This window comes from Actinotignum schaalii, assembly GCF_028864145.1.
In the GTDB taxonomy this organism is placed as follows: Bacteria; Actinomycetota; Actinomycetes; order Actinomycetales; family Actinomycetaceae; genus Actinotignum; species Actinotignum schaalii_B.
In genome coordinates, this window is record NZ_JARBHJ010000028.1 from 1 (window position 1) to 25,263 (window position 25,263).

At 62.6% G+C, this 25,263-nt stretch carries 24 protein-coding genes; 3 read left to right on the top strand and 21 right to left on the bottom strand.

Translation table 11 applies throughout. The features are described 5' to 3' along the window. Positions 1 to 461 precede the first annotated feature (461 nt). From PWJ82_RS06805 to PWJ82_RS06815, 3 genes are all read right to left on the bottom strand, one after another. A complete protein-coding gene (locus tag PWJ82_RS06805; protein ID WP_016441709.1) occupies positions 462 to 1,466 on the bottom strand; it encodes a sugar ABC transporter permease in 1,005 nt (334 codons plus the stop codon). Next, entirely contained in the window at positions 1,466 to 3,103 is a 1,638-nt protein-coding gene (locus PWJ82_RS06810; protein ID WP_274735996.1) for an ABC transporter permease subunit, read from the bottom strand. Before PWJ82_RS06810 ends, PWJ82_RS06805 begins: the two co-directional genes overlap by 1 nt. Positions 3,104 to 3,167: 64 nt before the next feature. Then, positions 3,168 to 4,418 carry a sugar ABC transporter substrate-binding protein gene (locus tag PWJ82_RS06815; protein WP_274735997.1) on the bottom strand — a complete coding sequence of 417 codons (1,251 nt, stop codon included), beginning with the start codon at positions 4,416 to 4,418 and terminating at the stop codon, positions 3,168 to 3,170. A 398-nt stretch (positions 4,419 to 4,816) separates the two neighbouring features. On the opposite strand from PWJ82_RS06815, the gene PWJ82_RS06820 reads away from it, so the two are divergent. Together PWJ82_RS06820 and PWJ82_RS06825 are read left to right on the top strand one after the other, a co-directional pair. Then, a complete protein-coding gene (locus tag PWJ82_RS06820; RefSeq protein ID WP_274735999.1) occupies positions 4,817 to 5,905 on the top strand; it encodes a LacI family DNA-binding transcriptional regulator in 1,089 nt (362 codons plus the stop codon). 11 nt (positions 5,906 to 5,916) lie between these two features. After that, positions 5,917 to 7,644 (top strand): glycoside hydrolase family 13 protein, encoded by a 1,728-nt coding sequence (locus PWJ82_RS06825; protein WP_274736001.1) that lies wholly within the window; start codon positions 5,917 to 5,919, stop codon positions 7,642 to 7,644. A gap of 130 nt (positions 7,645 to 7,774) precedes the next feature. Here the strand turns inward: PWJ82_RS06825 and PWJ82_RS06830 are convergent, their stop codons facing one another. From PWJ82_RS06830 to PWJ82_RS06840, 3 genes are read right to left on the bottom strand one after another with little or no spacing between them, the layout of a single operon-like run. Continuing rightward, on the bottom strand, positions 7,775 to 8,662 hold the full coding sequence (locus PWJ82_RS06830; protein WP_274736002.1) for a tetratricopeptide repeat protein: 888 nt from the start codon (positions 8,660 to 8,662) through the stop codon (positions 7,775 to 7,777). 1 nt (position 8,663) lies between these two features. Further along, the gene (locus tag PWJ82_RS06835) at positions 8,664 to 9,689 is read right to left on the bottom strand and encodes a hypothetical protein (RefSeq protein WP_274736003.1); all 1,026 of its coding nucleotides are present in this window, start codon (positions 9,687 to 9,689) and stop codon (positions 8,664 to 8,666) included. After that, positions 9,682 to 11,037, bottom strand: coding sequence for a hypothetical protein (locus PWJ82_RS06840; RefSeq protein WP_274736005.1), 1,356 nt, complete (start codon positions 11,035 to 11,037; stop codon positions 9,682 to 9,684). Before PWJ82_RS06840 ends, PWJ82_RS06835 begins: the two co-directional genes overlap by 8 nt. 299 nt (positions 11,038 to 11,336) lie before the next feature. Here PWJ82_RS06840 and PWJ82_RS06845 point away from each other — a divergent pair, with 299 nt between their 5' ends. Next, complete coding sequence (locus PWJ82_RS06845) at positions 11,337 to 12,620, top strand: cell division protein DivIVA (protein ID WP_274736007.1); 1,284 nt, start codon at positions 11,337 to 11,339, stop codon at positions 12,618 to 12,620. Positions 12,621 to 12,911: 291 nt separating this feature from the next. Here PWJ82_RS06845 and PWJ82_RS06850 read toward each other — a convergent pair whose 3' ends face one another. From PWJ82_RS06850 to PWJ82_RS06920, 15 genes are all read right to left on the bottom strand, one after another. Beyond that, a complete protein-coding gene (locus tag PWJ82_RS06850) occupies positions 12,912 to 13,688 on the bottom strand; it encodes an alpha/beta fold hydrolase (RefSeq protein WP_274736008.1) in 777 nt (258 codons plus the stop codon). Positions 13,689 to 13,858: 170 nt separating this feature from the next. After that, positions 13,859 to 14,143, bottom strand: a complete 285-nt coding sequence (locus PWJ82_RS06855) for an ATP/GTP-binding protein (RefSeq protein ID WP_274736009.1) — start codon at positions 14,141 to 14,143, stop codon at positions 13,859 to 13,861. A gap of 128 nt (positions 14,144 to 14,271) precedes the next feature. After that, positions 14,272 to 15,501 (bottom strand): N-acetylglucosamine-6-phosphate deacetylase, encoded by a 1,230-nt coding sequence (locus PWJ82_RS06860; RefSeq protein WP_274736010.1) that lies wholly within the window; start codon positions 15,499 to 15,501, stop codon positions 14,272 to 14,274. Between the two features lie 9 nt (positions 15,502 to 15,510). After that, the gene (gene nucS / locus PWJ82_RS06865) at positions 15,511 to 16,206 is read right to left on the bottom strand and encodes an endonuclease NucS (RefSeq protein WP_274736011.1); all 696 of its coding nucleotides are present in this window, start codon (positions 16,204 to 16,206) and stop codon (positions 15,511 to 15,513) included. Further along, on the bottom strand, positions 16,207 to 16,596 hold the full coding sequence (locus PWJ82_RS06870; protein WP_016441723.1) for a DUF2550 family protein: 390 nt from the start codon (positions 16,594 to 16,596) through the stop codon (positions 16,207 to 16,209). It abuts the gene before it with no gap. Between the two features lie 13 nt (positions 16,597 to 16,609). Next, positions 16,610 to 16,885 carry a F0F1 ATP synthase subunit epsilon gene (locus PWJ82_RS06875; RefSeq protein ID WP_016441724.1) on the bottom strand — a complete coding sequence of 92 codons (276 nt, stop codon included), beginning with the start codon at positions 16,883 to 16,885 and terminating at the stop codon, positions 16,610 to 16,612. Beyond that, positions 16,885 to 18,345, bottom strand: a complete 1,461-nt coding sequence (gene atpD, locus PWJ82_RS06880) for a F0F1 ATP synthase subunit beta (RefSeq protein ID WP_274736014.1) — start codon at positions 18,343 to 18,345, stop codon at positions 16,885 to 16,887. Before atpD ends, PWJ82_RS06875 begins: the two co-directional genes overlap by 1 nt. Positions 18,346 to 18,374: 29 nt before the next feature. Next, positions 18,375 to 19,307, bottom strand: coding sequence for a F0F1 ATP synthase subunit gamma (locus tag PWJ82_RS06885; RefSeq protein WP_016441726.1), 933 nt, complete (start codon positions 19,305 to 19,307; stop codon positions 18,375 to 18,377). 3 nt (positions 19,308 to 19,310) lie between these two features. Further along, positions 19,311 to 20,936, bottom strand: coding sequence for a F0F1 ATP synthase subunit alpha (atpA, locus tag PWJ82_RS06890; RefSeq protein ID WP_274736015.1), 1,626 nt, complete (start codon positions 20,934 to 20,936; stop codon positions 19,311 to 19,313). A 9-nt stretch (positions 20,937 to 20,945) separates the two neighbouring features. After that, positions 20,946 to 21,785 carry a F0F1 ATP synthase subunit delta gene (locus PWJ82_RS06895; protein WP_274736016.1) on the bottom strand — a complete coding sequence of 280 codons (840 nt, stop codon included), beginning with the start codon at positions 21,783 to 21,785 and terminating at the stop codon, positions 20,946 to 20,948. Then, positions 21,785 to 22,315, bottom strand: a complete 531-nt coding sequence (atpF, locus tag PWJ82_RS06900) for a F0F1 ATP synthase subunit B (RefSeq protein ID WP_016441729.1) — start codon at positions 22,313 to 22,315, stop codon at positions 21,785 to 21,787. The genes PWJ82_RS06895 and atpF overlap by 1 nt, the downstream gene beginning before the upstream one ends. Before the next feature lie 3 nt (positions 22,316 to 22,318). Then, positions 22,319 to 22,537 (bottom strand): ATP synthase F0 subunit C, encoded by a 219-nt coding sequence (gene atpE / locus PWJ82_RS06905; protein WP_016441730.1) that lies wholly within the window; start codon positions 22,535 to 22,537, stop codon positions 22,319 to 22,321. A 24-nt stretch (positions 22,538 to 22,561) separates the two neighbouring features. Next, a complete protein-coding gene (gene atpB, locus PWJ82_RS06910; RefSeq protein WP_016441731.1) occupies positions 22,562 to 23,380 on the bottom strand; it encodes a F0F1 ATP synthase subunit A in 819 nt (272 codons plus the stop codon). Between the two features lie 220 nt (positions 23,381 to 23,600). Further along, the gene (locus PWJ82_RS06915; RefSeq protein WP_274736017.1) at positions 23,601 to 24,020 is read right to left on the bottom strand and encodes a hypothetical protein; all 420 of its coding nucleotides are present in this window, start codon (positions 24,018 to 24,020) and stop codon (positions 23,601 to 23,603) included. Beyond that, complete coding sequence (locus PWJ82_RS06920; RefSeq protein ID WP_274736018.1) at positions 24,017 to 25,201, bottom strand: glycosyltransferase family 4 protein; 1,185 nt, start codon at positions 25,199 to 25,201, stop codon at positions 24,017 to 24,019. Before PWJ82_RS06920 ends, PWJ82_RS06915 begins: the two co-directional genes overlap by 4 nt. Positions 25,202 to 25,263: the final 62 nt, after the last annotated feature.

Genomic DNA, 25,263 nt, shown 5'->3' on the forward strand with positions numbered 1-25,263 from the left:
CCCCCCGCCCCCCCCCCCCCCCCCCCCCCCCCCCCCCCCCCCCCCGCCCCCCCCCCCCCCCCCCCCCCCCCCCCCCCCCCACGCCTTTGCCTACACACAAAGTGGTACTGGAGCTACAGCCAACACCCGATTTTCTGTCGTGCAGTACCACTCTGTCAGGCCCGATGTTCTCCAGTACCACTACGCCGGACACACACGCCCTCAGCGCCGGCCTGCCGAGCCGAATCGGCCCGAGCCGGCGGCGAGGCAGGGGTGTTTTTTCCGAGGTGTACTTCGCATGTACAACAAATGAAGTACATCTCGGAAAACACATAGTCCCTCCCTGCTGACAAACCAATAACCCGGACTTTCCTCGGCATATCACCGACGGAAAGTCCGGGTTATGAGCAACTATTTCGGGGGCAGCAGCTTAGCTCCGGCGATGCGCCACCAGGTGACCGACCGCCCGAACCGGCACCGGGCTACCCCTTCACGGACCCGCCGGTCAGTCCCGAAACGATGTAGCGCTGCAGGAAGAGGAAGAGGAGCAGAATCGGGAGTGCGGAGATAACCGCGCCGGCCGTGAACCAGCCCCACTGCTTCTCATTGCCGCCTACCCAGATATTCATACCGATAGCCAGGGTCCAATTCTCTTCTTTGGAGAGGATCGTGGAGGCCAGGATGAAATCGTTGAAAGCTCCGATGAAGGCCAGCAGCCCCACCACCGCGAGGATTGGGGTCACCAGCGGGAGCACGATAGTCCAGTAGATCTGCGAATGGCTAGCGCCGTCGATCTTCGCCGCTTCGTCCAGCTCCATTGGAATGGAGTTGAAGGTTCCGTACATGAGGAAGGTATTGGCGCCCAAAGCCCCGCCCAGGTACACGCAGATCAGCGAGAGCTTGGAGTCCAGGCCGAGCACCGGCACAATCTCCCCGAGCTGGCTGAGCAGCAAGAAAATTGCCACGAATGCCAGCAGCTGCGGGAACATTTGGATGACCATGAGGGCCAGCAACCCACCTTTACGCCCCCGGAAGCGGAAGCGTGAAAATGCGTAGGCCGCGGCCGCGCCCATGAGAACAGCCCCGAGCGCGGAGAAAATTCCGATCTCCAGAGTATTGGCGAACCAACGCCAAAACATCGTGGAAGTGCCCAATTGGGCGAAGTTCTGGGTGGAGATCTCCGAGAAGAGGGAGTTCGCCGAGGTCAGCGTCGTTTTGGTATTCGGGTTGAGGGCCGCCGACAGCACGTAGATAATCGGGAAGGCCGAATAAACGACGGCAAAAAGCCCGACCAGGTGCCGGAAGCCCACCTGGGAAAACCAGCGTCCGAAACTCACCTTATTGTGGTGGCGTTCCTTATGGCTGATCTTCTCCTCGATCACGGGAACAGCGCCGCGTGCGGTCACGCCCGCGCCGCCGGATGCACCGCCGCGCCCGGACGCGCCAGCGCCCCCGGGAACCGCCATGACTGTAGATTCGCTTGCCATTACTGTGCCCCCTCAATTGAACGCGAGCGCCGGAAGCTGATGAGGGAAATCGTGCCGACGATAACGAAGATGAGGATGGACATGGCCGAAGCCAGGCCGTAATTCTTCGTTGCCGCACCCGAAAGCCCGGAAATTTGGTACACCATCGAAATGAGGATGTCCGTGGAACCCACCGGAACCGAGGCATCCGCGAATTGCGGGCCACCGCGAGTGAGCATGTAGATAAGGTTGAAGTTATTGAAGTTGAAGGCGAAGGAGGAAATAAGGAGCGGGGTCACCTGGATCATGAGCTGCGGCAAAGTAATATAGCGCCACCGCTTGAAACCACCCGCACCGTCGATCTCCGCCGCCTCGTTGAGCTCGGACGGAATGGATTGCAGTGCCCCGGTGCAGATGAGGAACATGTAGGGGAAGCCCATCCACAAATTCACCAGGATCACCGAAAGTTTGGCCAGCCACGGATCGGTGAGCCACCCGATCTCCGCACCCCCGAAAAGCACCTGGTTGAAGAACCCGTACTTCGGGTTGAGCATGCCGGCGAAAAGGAAAGCCGTCATAAAGGAGGGGAAGGCATAGGGCAGCAGCATTATCGTGCGGTAGATTTTGCGCCCGCGCATCCGCTCATCATTCATGACCAGCGCGAAGAACATACCCAGCAGGAAGGTGGTCGCCACCGAGAGGAAGGCAAAAGCGAAAGTCCACACCAGCACCTTGAGGAAGGGGCTGGCATAGCGGGCATCCCCGAAGGCATCGGCGAAGTTCTTGAATCCCACGGTCACCCGCCAGCCGGTGTTGAGAGTTTCACCGTCGTCAGCACGGTAGAAGCCATCGCTGGAATCCGCGTGATAGACCTTGCCGGTGGTGATATCGGTGAGGGTATCGGCCGCGGCGTCGTGCTTGAGGGTTGATTGGAAAACAAAACCGGTTGTGGCTGTTTGAGTTCCAATAAATCCATCGCCCGGGTCCTCGCTCATGGGGACGCGCAGCGCGGTGATCTCCGCTTGCCGCGCCCCGATCTGGGCGGGCGTGAGGATCTCATATCCGGGCACTTCGGTGATCCGCTTGCCGTTGACCTGGGCATTTTTTGCGGGTACGAAGGGTGCATCCTCGGTGCCCACGAGCACTGCGCCGTCGTCGTTCACAATAGCGAAGCCAAGTTCCCCGCCCGCATCCACGACCGCGAGGGGGTACTGTGCGCTGCCTTCGACCCTCTGGGTGGAGGTGAGCAGCAGTGCTTCGGTGGCGCGCTCTTTGGTGAGCATATGGCGGTCGCCGTAGTTGGTAAACGCGATATATCCGGTGTAGAGGATAACGAACACCTGGAAAATCGCGAGGAATACCAGCCCCGGCGTGAGGTACTTGGGTGCCAGGTGTTTCCGCGAGAAATACACGTAATCCACAATGACCAGCAGTACCGTGAAGACGGCTACCAGGATCCACGACCCTTCGTTAAAAGCCGCCGCGATAATGTAGATCCCCAGCGCGTTGACCAGCGCCATGAGGACCAGCTTGATAACAAAACCCACCGACCAGGTGCGCGCGTGCGAGGTTTCCACCGTCGGGACCTTCTTTTCCGCGCGACCGCTGAAGCGTGACGACGCCGCACGCCCGGCTCGGTTCTCCGTTTCCGTACTCATGACTTACCTCTTCGCTGACGCGAGGGTGACCCGGACACCTCCGAGCCACCCTCGCGTTCGCAGCTTACTTGGCTAGTTCTGCCTGCAGATTCTGGATGAGGCTCTGCCATGCGGCCACCGGTTCGGCGCCGTCAATGACCTGAGCTTCGGTGACACCCCAGGGCACCCACACCGCACCCATTTCCGGGATGGTGGGCATCGGCTGGGCACCTTCGGCCGCCTTGGCGAAACCTGCGGTGACCTCGTCCTTCTGGGCTTCCTGAGCCGCGGCGGTCAGCGCCGGGAGGCGGTTGCCGGCCTTGTAAATATCCAGCTGTACCTCCGGGGTGGCCATGTAATCAACGAGGAACTGGTTGGCCACAATCTGATTCTTGGACTGCGCGGAAACATAGAAGCCCTGCACGCCCACCAGCGGGGTGGCCGCCTTGGGGCCGGGTGCCGGAATCGGCTCCACCGCGACTTTGAGGCCAGCGCTGCGGAAGTCCTCAATCATCCACGGGCCACCCAGAATATAGGGCGATTCGCCCTTCTTGAAGGCATCGACCGCAATATCGTAGGTCATCGCTGTTTCGAAAACGCCGGCCTTGCCCTGCTCGCTCAGCCAGGTGGCAAACGCTTCGCCGTTCGCCCCGCCCATGCCGAGGTTCTTGGAGGTGGAACCGTCCGCATTCGTCTCAAAAACGGGCGCCCCGAAAGACTGCTGGAAAGGATAGTAGGTGTAAGGATCGCCCTTATCGGTGGTCTGGATGAGGAAGGGGTACTTGACGCCGGCTTCCTTGCCCTTGGCGATCATCTCATCGAAAGTGGCCGGGGTGGAATCCGCCAGCGCGGTATTGCGGATGAGCGCGAGGTTCTCCAGCGCGTAGGGCAGGCCGTACAGGTTCCCGCCGGTGGAAAAGGCCGTGGTGGCCACGTCATTGAAGTCCTTCGCCTTATCGCCCAATTCGATAGGGGCGACGACGCCGTTCGCTACGAACTCACCGAGCCAGTCATTGGCACCCACGGTGATATCCGGGCCCTGACCGTTCGAGACCTGGGTGAGGAACTCAGCGCGGACATCCCCGAATTCCTTGACCACGAGCTCCACGTGGTTGCCGGTTTCCGATTCGAATTTCTTCGCGGCGCTTGCCAGGGCCGGCTGGCGGTTAGAATCCGTCCACACCGTAATGGTGGCCCCGCCGCCGGCCGCCGGTGCTGCCGAGCTGGCTCCGGCAGGTGCTTCGCTCTTATCCGACGCACCGCCATTGCCACCGCAGGCACCTAAAACAAACGCCAGCGCCGATACCGCGGCCATCGCGCTTATGCTCCGTCGCATTTTTACTCCTTGCGTTGATTCTTCGCTACGCGGGATCGCACCATCACGCTCCCCGTTATCTCTGAGGGTAGCGCATCATTCGGTAATTTTCACCCCTTTTTGCAGTCATTTTTACGCTGTTACATTCCACCCGGAGACTCTTGCGGACTTTTCCGCGACATTACAGCCTTTTAGCATTGTTTGTTTTCAGAAACACGTTCAGAGTAGGGGTGGCGGCCGGTGGGTAGCTGCGTCGTCGTTCTGTGCGTAACGGCGCGCAAACACGCGGACTGCGAACACGTTCCCACTATTCACGCGCCGCAGCTCCACTCCTGCGCTGGAGTTTTCAGAAAAGCCTCAGTACGATGTTTCACGACGGCGCACACCGCGCCGACCAGCACAAGGACGTCTCGGTACCCATGAGTAAAATTCGCATGCAAGATGTTGCCACCCACGCGGGAGTGTCCGTGGCGACGGTGTCGCGCGTGATTAACCAGAAGGGCAATGTTAGCGAGGAAACCCGCACCGCGGTGCTGGCAGCTCTCGATATGCTCGGCTATGAGCGCCCGCCGCGTCTGAGCGAGGCGAGTGGCACCGTGGGGCTGCTTCTTCCCGAACTGACCAACCCTATTTTCCCGGTGTTCTACCAGGAGCTCGAACGGGAATTTAACGCTGCCGGGTACACCACCACCCTGGCAACCCAGGCCCCCGGAGCCCTCACCGAAGATGAAGCGGTGGCATCGCTAACAGCACGCGACGTGTGCGGGCTGGTCTTCGTCTCGGGTATGCACGCGGATTCCAAGGCCTCCCCGGAACGGTACGCGCACCTGGCCGAACGCCTTCCCTTCGTCACGATCAACGGGGCGAATCCGCGGGTTCCGGCACCTGATTTCTCTACCGACGACGCCGAATCCATGCACCAGGCCGTGCGGCTGCTAGCTGGGCTCGGGCACAGCCGCATCGGCCTAGGCATCGGGCAGCGCCGCTATATCCCCGGCCAGCGCAAAGAAACCGGTTTTAGCGAGGCTATCGCCCAGGTTCTACCCGGGGCCGATGTGATTGTTGCAGAAACTTTCTTCACCGCCCACGGTGGTGCACGGGCGGCCGAAGCTCTCCTCGCGCGCGGGTGCACCGCCATGGTGTTCGGCTCAGATATTATGGCGCTCGGCGCGCTGGATGCCCTGGAGAGGCGCGGGGTGCGCGTGCCCGCGGATGTATCGATTGTTGGATTTGATGATTCTCCACTTATTCGGTTCATGCGCCCGGCGCTCACAACCTTGCGTCAGCCGGTGGCAGCTATCGCGCACGCCGCCTGCGCTACGCTACGGGCAGCCATGGAAGATCTGACGCCAACCCAGCGCACCAAAGCAGGGGCATCCATGACCTTCCCGGCAGAATTACTGGTGCGTTCCACCACCGCGGCCGCGCCCCTTGCGGCACCCGGAGCGGAAACCGGCGGTACAGCCGTACCCTCCCCCACTTCGGCCACTCCCTCCTCCCCTAACTGAAAGGACAGCCCATGCTCCTCCACCCTGCTTCCGAGCGTGAAAACTGGTGGCGTGACGCGGTTATTTACCAGATTTACCCGCGTTCTTTTGCTTCCTCGGGCGGGCCGCTCGGGGATCTGCGCGGCATCGAGGGCCGGCTGAATTACCTAGCTGATCTGGGAATTGACGCGGTGTGGCTTTCGCCGTTCTACCGCTCCCCGCAATTCGACGCCGGATACGATGTGTCCGATTACCGCGATGTTGATCCGCGTTTCGGTACTCTCGCGGACGCCGAACGCCTCATCGAGGCCGCGCACGAAGCCGGCCTGAGAATCATCGTTGATATCGTCCCCAACCATACTTCGTGGGATCACGAGCTTTTCCGGCGCGCGGTGGCAGCCGGCCCCGGCTCCCCCGAACGTGAGATGTTCTGGTTCCGCGCGGGGAAGAACGGGGGTAGCGAGCCTCCCACCAATTGGCGTTCCGTTTTCGGCGGGCCGGCCTGGTCACGGGTACGCGATCTGCCTTTCGTTGCCGGTACCCCGGCTGCGGAGGAGGACCTCTACTACCTGCATCTTTTTGATCGCTCGCAGCCTGATCTCAACTGGCGCAACCCCGCGGTACGGACAGAATTCTTAGAGACGTTGCGTTTCTGGCTGGATCGGGGTGCGGACGGCTTCCGGGTGGATGTGGCCCACGGGCTCATGAAAGATCCGGCACTTCCCGATTGGTCCGGGGCGGTGGAAATGGCCGGGGTGACGGAGAAACCCGAACCGGCGCCGTTCTTTGACCGCGATGAGGTCCATGAGATTTACCGCGAGTGGCGTGCGGTGCTGGATGAGTACTCTCCCGAACGTATTCTGGTGGCGGAGGCCTGGGCGGATACCGAGGAACGCCTGGCTCGCTATATTCGCCCCGACGAAATGAACCAGGCTTTCAACTTCATTTATTTGGCCGCGCCTTTCGAGCGCGAAGCGCTGCGCGACATTATTGTGCAGTCCCTGCGCCAATCGGATCGGGTGGGGGCACCCACCACCTGGGTGCTCTCGAACCACGACGGCGTGCGAGTGTGCTCGCGCCTGGGCTACCGAGATACTTCCCGCGGAGCCAACGGCATCGGGGCTCATGATCCACAACCGGATCGCGAGCTGGGGGCCCGCCGCGCCCTGGCATGGCATCAGCTCACCGCCGGACTGCCGGGGGTCTACTACATTTACCAGGGCGAGGAACGTAATCTGCCCGAGCATACGTCGCTCCCGGATGAGGTGCGCGAAGATCCCACCTTCGCCCGTACACAGGGTGCGGAACTGGGGCGGGATGGCTGCCGGGTTCCGCTCCCCTGGGAATCGGATCGCCCCGGTTTCGGTTTCTCCCCGGACGGTGCCACCTGGCTCCCGCAGGGTGAAGATTGGGCGCGCTATACGGTGGATGTGCAGGAGGCTGATCCGCACTCACCGCTCCACTTCTTCCGCACCCTGCTGCGCCTGCGCGATGAGCTGGAGCTCGGGGTGGGTTCCCTCGAGGATGTGTGCGATGAATACGGCGCCGGCGTGCTCGCTTATGTCAATCGCGCCGCGAACAGCAACCGGGCTGCGCATGCGCAGCGTCCACCGGTTCTTATGCTCACGGTCTTCGACGACGCCGCTCCGCTTCCCTCCGGTTGGCGGGTCCTGCTGGCCTCGGATCCGGCGGCCAGTTCCTTGGGTGAAGGGGAGATGATCCCGGCGGATACCACCGTCTGGCTGGTGCCGGTCGAATAGATCGCCCCGAAATATTCCGCGCTGACATTAAGCGGCACGGCACGAGGCGCCCGATCCCTGATGGTTCGGGCGCCTCGTTATCTTATGCCGCTAGAAAACTAACGCCGGCCTTATGAGACCCGCGCCCGCTTTAGAAGAGCGCGGAGGCAAGGTCGCGGCGGGCTTTGCGCACAACTTCGGTATCCGCCCCCACCGCGGTGAAGAGTTCGAGCAGGTGGGTACGTAATTCTTCACGCGCATCCCCACTGGTGACCTTAATAGCGGTGATAAGCCGGGCGAATCCCAGATCGGGGCGACCGGCAGCTACCTCGATATCGGCGGCGGCGATCTGCGCCGCCGCATCACACGGCCCACCCGCATCCGCTGCAGCCATAGCGGCCTGCGGGTCCTGCCCGCGGGTGGAGCGCAGCAAGCGCACCTGGGCCCGGCCCACCTGGGCTACCTCGCTATCGGGTTCCGCTGCCGCGAGTGCCTCAAATTCGGCTTCCGCAGCGTCGAGGTCTCCCCGGTCCAGGGCTTCAAGAGCCGCCAGGTGGTGGGGATTGACGGGTGCTTCGCCCGCTTCATCGGCTTTCCCGCTAACCCGGCCGGCCACGCCGGCACGGTTGGCCGCAGCCAGAAGTTGGTTGACGAGTTCGGTGAGCTGCGCCATGGTGGGTGCCCCCTGGAAAAGCGGGACGGGTTGACCGCCGACGAGCGCGATACCCATGGGGATGGTCCGCACCCCGAAAGCCTGGACGAGTTCCGCTTCGGTGCTGGCGTTGACCACCGCGATACGGATGTGGCCATCGCGCCGGCGTGCTTCGCCTTCCAGAGCGGTGCCCAGCTCGCCAGCCTCGCCGTCGGCCACAAAAAGCACGATAACCGGAACCTGCGCGGACAGCTGCACTTCGGCGTTGAGGTCGGCCGCGGTGAGGGTGGTCAGGTAAGCACCGGGCACGGGGGCCGCGTTTTCCTGCTTCTTCGCCGCTGCCAGGGCCGCTAAATCGACCGGGCCGCGCATGGACATATCTGCCATATTAACCTCCGTTCTGCACCGAGGTAAGCACCGGTTTCGATGCCGCTACCGTGGTGATCGTTGTGTTACCGGCGCCTGCCGCCGGGATTTTCAGGGCCACGGTGAAGGAATAGTTGAGGCGCATGGTTCCCTGAACCGTGACCTCAGTATTGGCCTGACCGGTGGCCAGCCCGGCAATTTTTGCGTCCGTGACCTTAATGGAGCCGCCCTGAGCGGTATGCCGAATTTCGAGGGCCTGATTGACCTGGAAAACAGTGAGGATACCGCCGTCGCTGGCGCGGAAACTCTCAGGGGTGGTTTGGGCCGGACCGAAAGCCTGGCTAACCGCGCCCACGCCCTGCACCGCGCCGGCCAGAGAGTCATAGGTCTGGGAGAGCTGGGTGCGCACCGCGTCCGGGGCACCCGGATCGGCATCCGAGCCGTAGCTAAGAGCGCTTCCCTTGGCGTTGAGAGTACCGAGGTAGCCATCATGGGCGGCCTGGGGAGAAGCCACCACGCCTTCGCCGTTATCCGCGGCCACGCGCTGCGCACCGGCCGGGCCGGCGGGAATTTCCGGGATGACGCTACCGGGCAGAATATCCATGGCGGCCCACAGCGCCCAATTTTCCCGGGCCGCACCCTGGGTAAAGACATTGAGTCCCTGGGAGGTGGTATTCGCCGGCCATTTCACCACCGCTAGTGCGCTGCGCGGGAAACCTTCCGCCCCGGAAATTGCCACCGAATCAATGGTGGTGGAGAGCGCGGGCATGTCGTAGCTATCGGCCAGAATGCGTTTGAGCGCGTAGTGGGCGCTGCGTTCCACGCTGAAGGGGCCCGAACCGCGCCCGCTGAATTCTTCGGGGCTGGCCGCGGCATCAGCTTTGGTTAGCTGCTCGAAAATCGCGGGGGCGACCCGCTCGGTGAAGTGTTTATCGGAAAGCGCGGCACGCGGGCTTGCCGGAGCCGGGGTGGGTTCCAGGACGACGGCGCTTGCCGAGCATCCGCCCAGTAATGCCAGTGCCGCGAGGGCGGCCAGGGCCTTACGCATGGGTCGTTCCTTCCTCGTCGTCGTTCTGTGTGGGCTGTTCGGGTTCGCCGGACTGCGCGGTCTGCGCGGAGCTGGGCGCGCCGGCACCCGCGCGGGGCCGGCTTTGCCCCCAGATGGTCCACCAGCTTTGCGGATCGGATTCCGCGGCGGTATCGCTATCGCTGCCGGTGGCGTCGGAGTGGTCCGAGCGGTCCGCATCGCTGAGCTCCGCGGGCTTGACGGGCACACCGTCCTTCATCTGGATGGCGGGAAGGATGCCGGAATCCGCCGCGGCCTGCCATTCAGCGCGCGAGCCGCGGTAGCCGGGTTCCTCATCCGGGCCGGGGAGCGTGGCCGCCGGTTCTTCAATTTCCGCTTCCTCGGTTGCCGGCTCTTCAGCCTCGGGTTCTTCCGCGGGCGTTTCTTCCGGAACCGATTCTTCTGCGGTGTCTTGTTCTGCCGCGACTTCCGTACCTTCTTCCGGCTTTCCTTCCTCCGGAGCGATCAGCTCGATACGGTCAGCCGGATCGAGGGGGCGTTCGCGCAGTTCATGGGCACGTGGGCTTTCCATGAGGATGCCCGCGCCCAGCGCTCCCCCGGTTGCCGCAACCCGGTCACCGGCGGCAGAATCCACAGCGGCCCGAGCCGCGGCATCCACGCTGGCGGCACCGCCAGCTGCCGCCGATACGGCCGGCATAATGGTCGTTTCATCCGCGGCCCGCTTCGCCCGTGAAACACGCTCATCCTGCCCGGCCCGCACCTTCGCGGCGAAGGTGCGCTGGTCCTTGGTGGCGGTCATCAGCAATGCCACCCCGATAAGCCCCACAACAAGCCCGAGGAGACTCACGGGAAGAGACCAATTCCGCCCACCCGGTAGCGCCCAGGTGAGTTCCACCTGCGGAAGCGCTCCGGAGGACGTCTGCATAATGAGGGATTCCGCGCCCGGGGAGGTCACGGTATAGGTGAATTCCACCTTCCCCTTGGCTTCTTCCTTGGAGAACCACATATCCGAGGCGAGGATCTTGCCCGGGTCCGCTTCCCCCTGGGAAGTGGTCAGCGTCAATGCGGCGTCGTCGTTCATACCGGTAATGGTGGCGCCGGGTACGCCCTCCGTGTACGCGAGCACGTCACCGGAAAAGCCGGCGCCTACAGAAATGGTGTCCTGCGCCGGGCCGGAGACGGCTACGTCCACATCGGTCCCGCCCATATCCAGAACGCCGGGGGCCGTGACGAGCACGCCTTTCCCGCTCGGCGCCACGGTGGCGGAGACGCTGGAGGCAGGCTTCCACACGGTGCCGAGCAAAATGCCCACCACCAGGATCGCCAAGCCCGCGAGCGCGAGACCGACTCCTCCGTTCTTCTTCATCATTCCCCTTCTCACTCCGGCTTGCGGCCCGGTACAACCGCACCGGCGAAAGACCATCGACGACAATTCCTACGTTAAAACTACCGCGTGACCTTCTCGGTGGCGGAATTTTTCGGCGCAAGGCCGCGCTTTTAGGCTTAGAGAAAAGCCTAACCGTTATCTAACCGTTATAAAACTCCGTTCCGGCCGATGGTGGTGAGCTCCACAGCGTTCACCACATGCCAAGCACTACCCCCACCGGGTGCGCTGACCGGTAGGCTTAGGGCAGCAATTTCTATCCAGCAGCGCGCGGAGAGGGTGTTATGGCGGATTTAGAACTGTTTCCAACAGTACGCAGGGGTTACGACAAAGCTCAGGTCGATGAACGCATTCACCAGCTGGCGGATGCGCTCGCCGAAGCTCGGTCGCGAGTAGCGGGTTTGGATGCCCAGGTTTTGCGTATGTCCGGTGAACTCACCGAATTGCACAGCCGTTTGCGCGAGGATGAACGCCCGTCCTATTCGGGCTTGGGCACCCGAGTGGAGCGACTGTTACGCGGGGCGGAACAGCAAGCGATGGACGTCATGAGCCGGGCGAATGCTGATGCGGAGCTACTGGTCTCCCGGGCGCGCTCGCAGGCGGAAAATCTCACCTCCGCTGCGGAAAAAGAAGCGCAGGAAACTTTGGATACCTCGCGTACCGAGGCCGCTCAGGTGCGCCAGCGTGCCGAGGCGGAAGCCACCGAATTGACAACGACCTCGCGGCGCACAGCCGAGGAGCTGGTGACGTCGGCCCAGCGCGAAGCTGAGCGTTTGGAGGCGAAAATGCGTCACGATGAGGCCGAGCAGGCCACCCGGCTCACCCACGAGGAAGAGGAGCGGCGCGCGACTCTCGCCCAGGAATTGGCGCAGGCGCGTACCCGAGCCGAAGAAGAGGTCACGCAATTGCGCACCGAGGCTGAAACTGAGGTGGCACGTTTGCGGAGCGAAGCAGAGGCAGAGGTCGCGAAGATCCGCGCGGAGGCTGAACGTGAAGTTGCGCAATTGCGGGCGGATTCGGCCGCGGCCCGCGCGCGTTCCGATGAAGAATCGCGTACCGCCATGGCTAAGTTTGTCGACGACGCCGAGACTCGGGCCGCCAGTGCGGAACGCCGCCTGGCGGAAGCCACGAAGCGGGCTAATGCCCTGACATCCTCCTCGGAGGCCGAGGCAAGTGCGGCACTGAGCGCAGCCCAGACCGAGGCCCGTGAACTGGTGAGCGCGGCCCGGGAAGACGCCGAGCGGATGCGCCGCGAAGCGCGTGAAGCCGCGGAAGAATCGCAGCGCCAGGCCGATGCCCACGTGGCGGGCCTGGAAGAACAGCGGCGCACCCTCACCTCCTACCTGGAGGATATGCGCACCATGCTGGCTACCTCGAATATCCCGCTGGCCCTGGATGAAATCGTGGGCAGCGCCGAGGAACGTACCGCGGGTGGCGAACCTTCCGGAACGGACGCACCTTCCGCGGGCGAGGCACAGGCCGGAGAACAGGCAGGAGAACAGTCTCCCGCAGCGGCAGAATCTGATACTGCCGGAGAAGAACACGGAGATTCCACCGACAACCGGTAGCGTCTTCTCACGAGCCGGGGCAGAGGTGTTTTTTCGAGGTGTACTTCGCACGTACGACATATGCACTACAGCTCTGAAAACGCCTCGTGGCCCCGCTAAGACTCATGTGATTCTTGAGAGCCGTGTGATTCCCGAATCTCACGACGGCGGCCGCTCAGCGCTAGAACACAACTCCCGCGGGTCGCAGCCGTGCCGTATAGCATCTACCAACATAGTTTGAGGGCGTGGCCGGAGCACTTCTCGTGTCCCCCGGCCACGCCCTCAGGCGCAGTTAGCCCAAGCGCTGAGCGGCTAACGAGTAGCTGCCTGGTAGAGCTCGCGCAGTGCGGTAGCGACCTCGTGCGGCTTTTCCACCGCGGAGAAGTGGCTGGCACCTTCAAGTTCCACAAAAGGCTGGTCCGGGCGTACCTCATGCAGCTGAGCAAATTCTTCATGCTTGGCATTCGGATCATCCACCCCGCGCAGCAGCAGAATGGGAACATCCAGCTCCATAACCCCGCGCGTATCCGGGCGGGTCAGCATCATCTGCTGCAACCAGGAGAAAGCCCCGGCATCTACCGTCTTGAAATAGGCGGCAACCTTGTCCTTAAGCTCCGGACTGGCCTCCGAGCTCAGCATGGTATTCACCCAGCCTGCCAGCACATCCCAGCTCTGGCCCGAGGCGAGCTTCTCAATGGCTTTTTCTCGCGGAGAGGGCGAAGGCTCCGGCCCCAGAATCGAGCCGTCCAGCAGGGCGAGCCCGGCGATCTGCCGGGTATTGCGCAGGGCGTAAGCAGCGGTGACGGTAGCGCCCATGGAAATTCCGGCGAGGACGATGGAGTCGTATTCCGCCAGAGTTTCTTCGAGGGCGGTCAGATAGGAATTGATATGTGGCGTGGTGGCGCCCGCGGCGGCGTCGACCTCAGGACCGGAAGGCGAGTCCCCGAAACCGGGGGCATCAATAGCAATCGTGTGCAGATCCGAAAGCTCAGCGCGCACGCCCTCCCACATCCGGGACGTCATCGGCATAGCGTGGAGCAGAACAAGCGGAATACCTGCACCTTCGTGAATATGTGTGGCAAGTTTCATAACTCGATTGTAACGCCGTTCCCGGAACCTAACCCGGGTACCGCGGCCCTGGCGATCCTCACCGGGCTTCTTCAGCCCTCTTCCGCGAGACCCGCCTTGAAATCTTCCAGGGGCACGCGCCTGCCATTATCAGTACGCTTGGCATGCTCATAGGCAGCGATATCTACTGTTTAGGCGCGGCCGCGGTGCTGCCAGCAGCCCGGATGCCAGTGACGGCGCGAATCCACCCCGTACTGGGCGCCCCAAATGGTGTCTTCCGTCCAGGCCACAATATTGGGTTCACCAATCTGGATAATTCCGCCGCAGCCCGGGCACACATAGTCCTTCGCGGCGCTGGCGATGCGCCGCACTTTGTAGGTGGCGCCATCGCGGCCGTTCTCATAGCGCAGCCCACCCATCGCCGCGCTGATATTCAGCGGGCGAACGGGACGGGAGTACTTTTTCGACCGGCGCATTCTTCCATGGTAGCCGCTTGGCGCGCGGAGTCCACTAGCACGCCGTGCGACGCCGCAGCCGCCCGGCTATATCCATGCACTCGCCGGACCACGCATGCACACACTGCACTACAGCATGCGCGCGCCCGCTACGCCACCAGCTTGCCGTCCTGCGCGACCAGCTTCCCGGCCCGGTAGACCCGCCGCGGGCGCAGTTCCTCATCCACCACCAGCAGATCCGCGCGTTTGCCCACTTCGAGCACCCCGCGGTCATCCAAGCCCATCACACGGGCCGGAGTGGCGCTCGCCATGGTGACGGCGTCGTTCAACTCAACCCCCGCACCGACCACGGTGCGCACAATATCAAGGAGATGCGAGGTGCCGCCCGCGAGATTGCCCCCGCGCAGCCGCGCCTGCCCGTCGGTCACGTGCACACGCAATCCGCCCAATTCATAGGTGCCATCCGCCATGCCAGCGGCCGCCATGGCGTCGGTAATGAGCGCGATATTTTCTGGGCCCACAATTTCGACCACATTGCGCACCAGCTCGGAGCTAATATGCACGCCGTCTCCAATAAGTTCGACGACGCAGCTGCCGCGGCGCGCGGCAGCTAAATACTCGGCCACCGGGCCGGGCGCGCGGTGACGCAATTCGCGCATGGCATTAAACAGGTGGGTGGCCACCGGGGTTGCCCCGCCCGCCACCGCCCGCTCCTGGAGCTCACGCGCCGGGCCGGCCTCCGCGTGGGTATGCCCCCAGGTAGGAACCACACCGCGCTTGAGCAACAGGTCCACCACCTCGCTTGCCCCCGATAACTCGGGGGCAAGCGTCATCCCCCAGGCGTGCCCGCGGGCCGCATCGAGGAGCCTGTTGGCGATCTCCACGCTCGGGGTTTCCAAATAGGCGGGGTTTTGGGCCCCGGCCCGCTCGCTGGAGAGGAAAGGCCCCTCGATAAGAATCGCCGCCAGGGTCCCATCCTCCACCGCATCGGCCAGCAGGCGTGCCCCGGCTTCCATACGCTCCACGCTCAGGGTGGTGAGGGCCGCGGCTATGGAGGTGGTGCCGTGCGCCAGGTGCTCCCCGGCTGCCTGCGCCACCTCCGCGCTATCCTGCGCGTCCGGGAAAGAGGCCCCTCCCCCGCCGTGGCAATGTTCATCCACCAGCCCGGGCAGGATAAGCCAACCCTCGGGCAGCTCACCGCCGGAATCAGCACCCGCGGCCGCGGCGGCCTGGTGGCCGGGAGCTGCGTCGTCGTTCTTAGTAGGTTTGTGCAATCGCGTTTCACTGGGCACTACCCGCGTGAAAACTCCGTTGTCCCACGCGATATCGCATTCGCGCACGCCGCCGGGCAACGCTGCCCGGCCGTATAAGAACCCCATTATCCCGTCCTAAAACAGTCGATCCTCCGGGTGGTCTATGCCACGCATATCGTCATAGTTCAAGATCATACAGTCAATACCACGGTCTTCGGCCAGCACACGAGCCTGGGGCTTAATTTCTTGGGCTGCGAAAATACCGCGCAGCGGGGTGAGAAGGGGGTCGCGGCGCAGCAAATCGAGGTAGCGGGTGAGCTGCTCAACCCCGTCGATTTCGCCGCGGCGTTTAATTTCGACGGCGATATATCCCCCCTCGCCGTCGCGCACCATAAGATCCACCGGGCCGATAGCGGTGGGGTATTCCCGGCGCACCAACGTGGCCTGCGGGGCGATGCGCTCCACTTGTTCGGCGAGCAATTTTTGCAGATGCGCTTCCACACCGTCTTTGATAAGGCCGGGATCCTCCCCGAGATCCTGTTCGTAATCAGAAAAGACCTCATAGATCCGGATGACCAGGCGGTCATCGGTTTTCTTGTGCTCCACGTTCCAGATGGTGCGCACACCCGCCTCGCGTTCGGCGGCACTCGGTTCTTCTTCGGTGAAGAGGGTCGGGCCCATCATCCAGTTGAGGGGCTTGTAGGAACCGGTATCTGCATGAACCAGCACCGAGCCGTCCGCCTTGACCATGAGGAGCCGGGTGGCTGGTTCGAGATGTGCGTCGAGACGTCCGGAATAATCCACCGAACAGGTAGCAAAAACAACGCGCATCTAGAACAACACCCAATCTCCCCGGGGCGGGGCCGAATCCGCCCACGCCACCAGCGCGGTATGCGCTTGGCGGCTCATGGCCATATCAATTTCTGTATGAGCATCCCCCACGCGGGCGGTGGCGATATCGTCACGCATTTTAACCAGGTTAATGCTCAGGGAACGCCGGTCGAGGCGCAGCGCCGGGCGCCACGATAAGGAGGCCACCCGGAACCATTCCAGCGCATCGGTGCGGAAAAACACCACTCCGGTATGCCAGCGGTGCTGCCGGCGTACTGCCGCCTGGGAGGACCCCCACTGGTTGAAGAGGTACCGCACCCGCGCCAGGAAGTAGATGAGGAGCGCGAGGAGAACCAGCACGACGATCAGTGCTACGCTTTGCCAGCTCATTCGCGCTCTCCGCCTACTGCCCGTTGACCGACTGCTCGCTGACCGAATCGGCCACCACAATAACCTGGTTCGCGGTCACCGTGAGGAAGCCGGAGCCGGACATTGTGAAGCTGCGATCGCGCCCGTCCGCGCAGCCGCGCACCTCGACGTTGCCTTCCGTGAGGAGAGCAACAAGCGGGGTGTGGTCCGTGAGGATACCCACCGAGCCTTCGGTGCCGGGCGCGGTCACCGATTCGGCATTCCCGCGCCACGCCAACTCCCGCTGGGAAACGATCTCAACGTCCAGCATTATTCGCTCCGCAGTTCGTGGTACTTGCGTTCCAGATCCTCGATGCCGCCAATATTGAAGAAGGCCTGCTCGGGGACATGATCGTACTCGCCGTCGCAAATACGGCGGAACGCTTCAACGGTTTCCGCAACCGGAACGGTGGAGCCTTCCACGCCGGTGAACTTCACCGCGGTGTACATATTCTGCGAGAGGAACTGCTGGATCCGGCGCGCGCGGGCGACGGTCAGGCGGTCTTCTTCGGAGAGTTCATCCACACCGAGGATGGAGATGATGTCCTGAAGTTCGCGGTTCTTCTGGAGGATTGCCTTGACGCGGGTCGCGACTTCGTAGTGCTGCTGGCCCACGATCTGCGGATCCAGAATACGCGAAGTCGAGGCGAGGGGATCCACCGCCGGGTAAATACCCATGGAGGCGATATCACGCGAGAGCTCGGTTGTTGCATCCAAGTGAGCGAAGGTGGTTGCCGGCGCCGGGTCGGTGTAATCGTCCGCGGGAACGTAAATGGCCTGCAGCGAGGTAATGGAATGCCCCCGCGTGGAGGTAATACGTTCCTGGAGCGCACCCATTTCATCGGCCAGGGTGGGCTGGTAGCCCACCGCGGAAGGCATGCGCCCGAGCAGGGTGGATACTTCCGAACCTGCCTGGGTGAAGCGGAAGATGTTATCGATGAAGAGCAGCACGTCCTGGTTGGCGACGTCGCGGAAGTACTCCGCCATGGTCAAACCGGACAGCGCGATGCGCAGGCGCACCCCCGGCGGCTCGTCCATCTGGCCGAAAACGAGGGCCGTCTTATCAAGAACCCCAGCTTCGTCCATTTCGTGGATGAGGTCGTTACCTTCGCGGGTACGTTCGCCCACCCCGGCGAATACGGAAACGCCATCGTGGTCGAGGGCCACGCGCTGGATCATTTCCTGGATGAGGACCGTTTTACCCACGCCCGCGCCGCCGAAGAGGCCGATCTTGCCACCCTGCACGTACGGGGTGAGCAGGTCGATAACCTTGAGGCCGGTCTGGAACATCTGGGTTTCCGGCTCGAGTTCGTCGAAAGCGGGAGCCTGACGGTGAATCGACCAGCGTTCCTTCACCTCGATCTCATCGGGAGAGACGTTGAGCGGTTCGCCCACGACGTTGAAGACGTGCCCGCGGGTCACGTCTCCCACCGGAACGGTGATGGGGGCACCGGTATCGATCACGACGGCGCCGCGCACCAGACCGTCCGTCGGCTTCATCGCGATGGTGCGCACCACGTTATCACCCAGGTGCTGGGCCACTTCCAGGACCATCTCCTGCTCGATGACGCTTCCGTCACCGGCGGGGAGGGTAGCCGTGGTTTTCAGTGCGTTATTGATATCGGGAAGCGCGTCGGACGGAAATTCGACGTCGACGACGGCGCCAATGACCTGCGTAATCCGGCCGATTGTGGCCAGGTCCGCGGTCTGCTCCTCTAGTTGTGCAGTCATAGTGTGTTCCTTATCCGTTACGAAGCGCGTTATCCGTTACTTAGGGCATCGGCACCGGAGACGATTTCAGTGATCTCGGTGGTGATCTCAGCCTGGCGCGCGTTATTGGCGAGCCGGGTGTACTTCTCAATAAGTTCAGCAGCGTTATCGGTAGCCGCGTGCATCGCCTGCTGACGCGAGGCGAGTTCGGAGGCCGCCGCCATGAGAAGAATCGAGGAGATACGTTTGCGAACATACATGGGCACGAGCGCTTCGAAAACGTCGTGTGCCGAGGGTTCGAAATCGTAGAGCGGTTCGGTTTCTTCCGTGCCGCCGCCCGAGAATTCCGATCCGGTATCCTCCAAATCACCTTCCCCGTAGTCAACAATGGCTAGCGGAAGCATATGGCGCACCTGCACCACCTGGCTCACCATCGATTCGAAACGGGTGTATACCACGTGAACTTCGGCGACGCCGCCTTCTTCCGGCGGCGCGGTGAAAGCCTCGAGGAGGGTGCGCGCGATTTCATCGGATTGCTCCGGATCGGGCTTATCCGAGGTGCCACTCCACTCCCCGGCGATATTCACCCCGCGGAACTTGAAGTACTGCAGGCCGCGCCGCCCGGTCACGTAGAGCACCGGATCCTTACCTTCGGCGCGCAGATTCTCCACGGTGCGTTCCGCTTCGCGCAACACGTTGGCGGAATAAGCTCCCGCCATGCCGCGATCGGAGGTCACCACGAGCACCGCTACCCGATTGGTATCGGTACGCTCGCGCATCAGCGGGTGCTGGGCGTCAAAATCGTGGCGCCCCACCAGCCCGAGCGCGCGGGTTACCGCCCGCGCGTAAGGGTCCAGTTCCTGCGCTTCCCGGCGCGCCGAGCCGATACGCGAGGCCGCAATGAGCTCCATCGCGCGGAACACCTTTTGCAGGGTGCTCGTCGCACGAATTTTGCTCTTGTAAATCCTCTGTTCGCCGGCCATCGATTAACCCTTCGTCGGCCGCGCGAGAGTTTCACGGGCCTGCTCGGCCGGAACATCCTCTTCCCCACCCGCGGGCAGGTTTTCGGCAGTGCGGTAGGACTCCGTGAAGGCACTCACCGTGGCTTCCAGTTCGGCTTCGAGATCCTTATCCATCTCACCGGTCGAGGCAATGGTTTCCAGCACCGAGGAGTTGTGACGCACGTAATCGAGCATGCGGGCTTCCCAATCGTGCACCTTCTCCACCGGGACATCATCGAGATATCCCTTCGAGCCAGCCCACACCGAGACCACCTGTTCCTCAATGGGGTACGGGGTGTACTGCGGCTGCTTAAGCAGTTCCATGAGGCGCTCACCGCGGGTGAGCTGCTGGCGGGTGGCCGGATCAAGATCGGAAGCAAACATCGCGAAGGCCGCCTGGGAACGGTACTGCGCCAAGGTAATCTTCAGGGTACCGGCAACCTTCTTCATCGCCTTGATCTGCGCGTCGCCACCCACGCGGGACACCGAAATACCCACGTCCACAGCGGGGCGCTGATTGGAGTTGAAGAGGTCGGATTGCAAGAAGATCTGACCGTCGGTAATGGAAATAACGTTGGTCGGAATATAGGCCGACACGTCGTTCGCCTTGGTTTCCACGATCGGAAGGCCGGTCATGGACCCCCCGCCCAGCTCATCGGAGAGCTTGGCGCAGCGTTCCAGCAGGCGCGAATGCAGGTAGAAAACGTCGCCCGGGTAGGCTTCACGCCCCGGCGGGCGGCGCAGCAACAGGGACACAGCCCGGTAGGCTTCGGCTTGCTTGGACAGATCGTCAAAGACGATGAGCACGTGCTTACCTTCGTACATCCAGTGCTGGCCGATGGCCGAACCGGTGTAGGGAGCCAGGTACTTGAAGCCCGCCGGATCAGATGCCGGGGAAGCCACGATGGTGGTGTACTCCAGCGCGCCGTAGCGGGCCAGGGTGCCGCGCACCGAAGCGATGGTGGAACCCTTCTGGCCGATGGCCACGTAAATGCAGCGCACCTGCTTGGAAGGATCCCCGGTTTCCCAGTTCTTACGCTGGTTAAGGATGGTATCAATCGCGAGGGCGGTTTTACCTGTCTGGCGATCCCCAATAATGAGCTGGCGCTGCCCGCGCCCGATCGGGGTCATTGAGTCAATCGCCTTGATACCGGTTTCTAGCGGTTCGTGCACCGACTTACGCATCATTACGCCGGGAGCCTGCAGCTCCAGGGCACGCCGGCCACTGAGATTCTCAATTTCGCCCAGGCCGTCAATCGGCTTGCCGAGCGGATCCACCGTGCGGCCGAGGTATCCGTCGCCCACCGGGACGGAGAGCACCTCACCGCTGCGGCGCACTTCCTGACCTTCTTCAATATTGGAGAAGTCGCCGAGAACCACAACGCCGATTTCCCGCTCTTCCAAGTTCATCGCCAGTCCGCGGGTGCCATCCTCGAAAACGAGAAGTTCATTGGCCATCGCACCGGGCAGGCCGGCCACGCGGGCGATGCCGTCCGCCGTCATGGTGACGTGACCAACTTGCTCACTCTCGGACTGCTCCGGCGTGTAGCTACGCACGAAGTTATCGAGCACTGCCCGAATCTCTTCGGGCTGGATTGTCAGATCAGCCATTCTTTTTCCTTACCTGTTGCTCGCCGGTGCCGCCGGCATAGCCGCGACTTTATCGCGTACATCTTTAATTCTGGACTGCAGCGTCGCGTCAATAACATCCGAACCGTGCTGGATACGCATGCCGCCCACCACAGTCGGATCTACCGAGACGTGGATGGAAACTTCAGTTCCGTACATCGCGGTCAGGGCGCGCTGGAGACGTTCCTCTTGGCTCGGAGTGAGCGGCTGGGCTACCAGCACCGATACTCCGGATACATCACCCAACTCAGCTGCCTGGGCCGCGTACTCCATGAGTGATGCGGCCAGGGTCATCTCCCGTACTCGCGCGAGGGTGCGGTGCGCGAGCACCCGAGTTTCCTCCCGAATATTCGGAACCACGCGATCAAAGAGCGCGGCGCGTTCCTCCGCGGAGTATTCCTCGCGGGAGAGCGTGATGCGTAGAGCGGGAGTTTCTTTAAGGGTACGCATGAGCTGGTAGAGCTCATCTTCGACGCCGGAGAGCACCCCGGCGCCACGCGCCCGCACCAGCACGGCGTGTGCGCCGAGGGTATCCACGGTCGTGACGAGATCAGCGTCCTCCGTCCACGTCCGCCCCGCTACCGCGCGCAGCACCGTAAGAACCGGTGCGCTCACGTGGGCGGCGAAAATGGTAGCTGCCAGGCTTTCCCGTGCCGCCCCAGCCCGGGTGGTATCCGCGAGGGTTCCACGCAGGGAGGGAGAGGCATTGATGGCGTCTGCAGCGGCGAAAAGTTCGCGCGCCAAGTCAATTTCCCGGCCGGGATGTTCCTGAAGCAGCGCGTCCCACTCGGCGGTGACCGCGGCGGCGGATTGCTTACTCGTGGACCGCATTACGCCCCCGTTCGCGCCTGTTCCTCGAGATTATCGAGGAACGAATCGACAACGCCCTGATTTACACTCGGATCGAGGCGAATCTGCTCACCCACGATACGACCGGCCAGCTGCGAAGCCATGGTACCCAGATCCGCGCGGAGAATCCGCGCGGCGGCGTCGGTATCAGCCTTAATCTGAACCTGGGCCGCGGCGGAAATGCGCCGCGCTTCTTCACCGGCTTCCCGGCGCGCACGCTCGATAATATCGGAGGCATTGGACTGTGCCTGGGCGCGGATATCCGCGGCTTCGCGCACCGCGGCATCCTTTTCGGACTGGATAGTGGCACGTTCCTGAGCCACTTCCTCGCGGGCACGCTCGGCAGCGAGCAAACCTTCTTCGATTTTCTCCCGCCGCTCATCGAGCATCTTCGTCAACGTAGGCCAGGCGAATTTATACACCGCGATGGCGACGATGAGAAAAGATACCGTGCCCCACAGCAGATCCGGGATGGCCGGAATAATAACACTGTGTTCTTCAGCGAGATACATTGCTTAAGCTCCGAACACGAAGCCCGCGGCGAAGCCGATCAGGCCGAGTGCTTCGGTAAAGGCGATGGACAGGAACATATTGACACGCAGGTAGCCGCGGATCTCGGGCTGGCGTGCGGTAGCTTCCTGGTTCTTCGCACCGATGAGACCGACGCCGATGCCGGGGCCGATGGCCGCGAGACCGTAACCGATGGTCGCGAGAACTGCTGCAGATCCAGTCATGGGATTGTCCTTTTCTTGTTGTTTTTAGTGGGCGGAAATAGAAAGTTGGATATACGCGGCGGTGAGCAGGGCGAAGATATACGCCTGCAGGCACGCCACGAAAAGTTCAAAAACGGTGAAGAGGATACCGGCCACCAGGGTAACCGTACCCAGGCCAATGCCGAGACCCCCGCCCATGGAGAAGTAGAGCGCGTGAGTACCCAGGAAGCAAAGCACGAGCAACATGTGCCCGGAAAGCATATTGGCCAACAGACGAACCGTCAGTGTGACGGGCCGAATGATGAAAGTGGAGAGCAACTCAATGGGCGTCATGATGATGTAAATCGGCCAGGGCACCCCGGGCGGGAAGAGCTGTTCCTTGAAGAAGGTACCCGCCCCGCGTTCTTTCATACCCGCAATAATGAAAGCCACGTACGCCACCACGGCGTAAATGAGCGGCATACCAATAACCGACGTACCCGCGAGCTGCAAGCCCGGGATAACGCCGGTCAGGTTCATAAAGAGAGTACCGAGGAAAATGGTAGCGAGCAGGGGCTGGTACTTCCGTGCCTGCCCTTCAAGAATTTCTTCACCGATCTGCACCCGCGAGAAGTCCAGCAAGGATTCCATCGCGGCCTGCGCGCGGCCCGGAATGAGCTTGGCGCGCTTGGCGTAGATAACGCAGAAAACCAGAAGAACTAAAGCCGCAAGAAGACGAATCACCATCACGCGATTCATCTCAAATGGCGTGCCGGCGAAGAAGATGGGGGCGGGGAAGAATTCCTCAACTCCCGGGGCGTGGAACCCGTCGTTCTCCATCGGCAGGCCGAGCATGCTCAGATTCGCGAACGAACCGACTGCCATGCGCTCACCCTCTCCATCGAATCTTTCCGCGGCGGGAACCCCGCCTGAACGGCACTGCTAACTTATCTTAGCGTGGAAATCACAATTGTCATCACCGCACGGCCTTGAACTTCGCCGCCGTGAACAGTGGTCTACGTTACTCTTGCCGCCTCTGCATGACTAGGACTTAGCGCCCTGGTCCCGAAGAGTACGCGCGGCGCAGTCCTACACAGAGCCAGGCTCACGGTGTGTCCGCGCGCAGATCAGCGCGCAGCACCACCCAAGATTGCATTGCGAGCGTGCAGATAATGAGCCCGGCAAGTGCCAGCGCCGCGGTTCCCACCGGCGCGCTCGTGAGGGCTCGCACTGCCCCGAGTCCCCCGAAGACCACCGCGAGTTTGACCGCGTAGCCGCCCAGGGCCCACCCGGCCCCGCCGGGCAGGTAGCGCGCACTAGCCCAGGTGACCGCCTGGAGTATCAGCGCAATGAGGGCGGCCCAGCCCACGGCACAGGCATGCTCGCCCTGGCCGGCAAGCAGGCACCCCGCCACCCCGATTATTCCGACGACGACGCAACCGAGTGTTGCGCTCAGCTGGGCACGGTGCAGCAATCGCCCGGCGCCTCCGCTCGGGGCAGCTCGCCACCCGAATTGGGCTCTCATGATGCCTCCTCCGCTTCCCGCACCGGCCCCACTTCGGAAATGGGCGCATCTCCGGCATTCTCCTCCGGAATGCGCTCCCCGCATGCTGCCGAGCTGCGCCGTCGCCCGAACATGCCGAAAGTGACCACGCAACCGAGCACCACCCCGGCCGCTCCAATCAGGGCGACGTGCCGGGCGGGTAACACAATAAGCAAAATGCAGCTGAAAGAAAAAATGGCCGTCCACAAATAGAGGATGAGCACGGTGCCGGTATGCGAATGCCCCAGGCGCAGCAGGCGGTGGTGAAGGTGACCGGCGTCGGCGTGGAAAGGAGACTGCCCGCGGGCCAGGCGCCGGGTGACGGCCCAGATGAAATCAGAGAGCGGCAGCACCACCACGGCGAGGGCCAGCAGCAGCGGCAGATATGCCGGGAGCGCGTAGCCGAGAGAGGTCGATTGCGGGTCGATCTGCCCGGTGACCTGGATTGCGGAGGCGGCCAGCACCATGCCGAGCATGAGCGCCCCCGAATCACCCATAAAGATACGGGCCGGATGGAAATTATGCGGCAGGATACCCGCGCACATCCCCACCGTGGCCGCCGCGGCCGCGCAGGCCACCGACGTGTAATCCCCCGGGGTGGCATTGCGGGTAAGAATATAGGAATAAATAAAGAAAGCCAGGGATGCAATGCCCACGATCCCGGCGGCCAGCCCGTCCAGACCGTCCATGAAGTTCACGGCATTCACCGTGATAACCACCATGAGGATGGTAAAGAAAATCGAAAGGCGAGTGGAGCCCACGGTCAGGCCCATAAAGGGCAGCGTGACGAATTGGACGCCCTGCCAGGCCATCACCCCGGCAGCCAGCACCTCGCCGGCCAGTTTCGTCATCCAATCCAGTTCCCAGATATCGTCGATGGCACCCACCAGACACATGAGCCCGGCGCCCAGCCAGATCGCCCAGGCTTGCGAGGCGGGCCCGAGCACCCGATGCAGGTAGGGGATCTGAGAGGCAATAGCGAAAGAAGCCGAAAATCCCAGGAACATGGCCACTCCGCCCAGCCGCGGGATAGGCACGGTGTGGATATCGCGTTCGCGCACCTGTGTCATGGCACCCACGCGTAGCGCCAGGCGCAGAATCGCGGGGACGAGGAAGTAGGTGATGGCGCAGCTGAGCACCATCATGAGCAGGTAAACGCGCATGCTCTCTCCTTACCTTGACCGCTGCCGTTCAGTCTAGCCGGCCCAGCTCCTGCATCAGTGCG

Excerpts from the sequence above, each read along its gene's own strand:
- PWJ82_RS06810 (WP_274735996.1), bottom strand. The coding sequence starts at position 3,103 with ATGAGTACGGAAACGGAGAACCGAGCCGGGCGTGCGGCGTCGTCACGC.
- nucS (WP_274736011.1), bottom strand. The coding sequence starts at position 16,206 with ATGCGCGTTGTTTTTGCTACCTGTTCGGTGGATTATTCCGGACGTCTC.
- PWJ82_RS06825 (WP_274736001.1), top strand. The coding sequence starts at position 5,917 with ATGCTCCTCCACCCTGCTTCCGAGCGTGAAAACTGGTGGCGTGACGCG.
- PWJ82_RS06835 (WP_274736003.1), bottom strand. The coding sequence starts at position 9,689 with ATGCGTAAGGCCCTGGCCGCCCTCGCGGCACTGGCATTACTGGGCGGA.
- atpA (WP_274736015.1), bottom strand. The coding sequence starts at position 20,936 with ATGGCTGATCTGACAATCCAGCCCGAAGAGATTCGGGCAGTGCTCGAT.
- PWJ82_RS06875 (WP_016441724.1), bottom strand. The coding sequence starts at position 16,885 with ATGCTGGACGTTGAGATCGTTTCCCAGCGGGAGTTGGCGTGGCGCGGG.
- PWJ82_RS06895 (WP_274736016.1), bottom strand. The coding sequence starts at position 21,785 with ATGCGGTCCACGAGTAAGCAATCCGCCGCCGCGGTCACCGCCGAGTGG.
- PWJ82_RS06805 (WP_016441709.1), bottom strand. The coding sequence starts at position 1,466 with ATGGCAAGCGAATCTACAGTCATGGCGGTTCCCGGGGGCGCTGGCGCG.
- atpD (WP_274736014.1), bottom strand. The coding sequence starts at position 18,345 with ATGACTGCACAACTAGAGGAGCAGACCGCGGACCTGGCCACAATCGGC.
- PWJ82_RS06845 (WP_274736007.1), top strand. The coding sequence starts at position 11,337 with ATGGCGGATTTAGAACTGTTTCCAACAGTACGCAGGGGTTACGACAAA.
- PWJ82_RS06855 (WP_274736009.1), bottom strand. The coding sequence starts at position 14,143 with ATGCGCCGGTCGAAAAAGTACTCCCGTCCCGTTCGCCCGCTGAATATC.
- PWJ82_RS06915 (WP_274736017.1), bottom strand. The coding sequence starts at position 24,020 with ATGAGAGCCCAATTCGGGTGGCGAGCTGCCCCGAGCGGAGGCGCCGGG.
- atpE (WP_016441730.1), bottom strand. The coding sequence starts at position 22,537 with ATGACTGGATCTGCAGCAGTTCTCGCGACCATCGGTTACGGTCTCGCG.
- PWJ82_RS06870 (WP_016441723.1), bottom strand. The coding sequence starts at position 16,596 with ATGAGCTGGCAAAGCGTAGCACTGATCGTCGTGCTGGTTCTCCTCGCG.
- PWJ82_RS06850 (WP_274736008.1), bottom strand. The coding sequence starts at position 13,688 with ATGAAACTTGCCACACATATTCACGAAGGTGCAGGTATTCCGCTTGTT.
- PWJ82_RS06840 (WP_274736005.1), bottom strand. The coding sequence starts at position 11,037 with ATGATGAAGAAGAACGGAGGAGTCGGTCTCGCGCTCGCGGGCTTGGCG.
- atpF (WP_016441729.1), bottom strand. The coding sequence starts at position 22,315 with ATGTATCTCGCTGAAGAACACAGTGTTATTATTCCGGCCATCCCGGAT.
- PWJ82_RS06815 (WP_274735997.1), bottom strand. The coding sequence starts at position 4,418 with ATGCGACGGAGCATAAGCGCGATGGCCGCGGTATCGGCGCTGGCGTTT.
- PWJ82_RS06820 (WP_274735999.1), top strand. The coding sequence starts at position 4,817 with ATGAGTAAAATTCGCATGCAAGATGTTGCCACCCACGCGGGAGTGTCC.
- PWJ82_RS06830 (WP_274736002.1), bottom strand. The coding sequence starts at position 8,662 with ATGGCAGATATGTCCATGCGCGGCCCGGTCGATTTAGCGGCCCTGGCA.
- atpB (WP_016441731.1), bottom strand. The coding sequence starts at position 23,380 with ATGGCAGTCGGTTCGTTCGCGAATCTGAGCATGCTCGGCCTGCCGATG.
- PWJ82_RS06885 (WP_016441726.1), bottom strand. The coding sequence starts at position 19,307 with ATGGCCGGCGAACAGAGGATTTACAAGAGCAAAATTCGTGCGACGAGC.
- PWJ82_RS06920 (WP_274736018.1), bottom strand. The coding sequence starts at position 25,201 with ATGCGCGTTTACCTGCTCATGATGGTGCTCAGCTGCGCCATCACCTAC.
- PWJ82_RS06860 (WP_274736010.1), bottom strand. The coding sequence starts at position 15,501 with ATGGGGTTCTTATACGGCCGGGCAGCGTTGCCCGGCGGCGTGCGCGAA.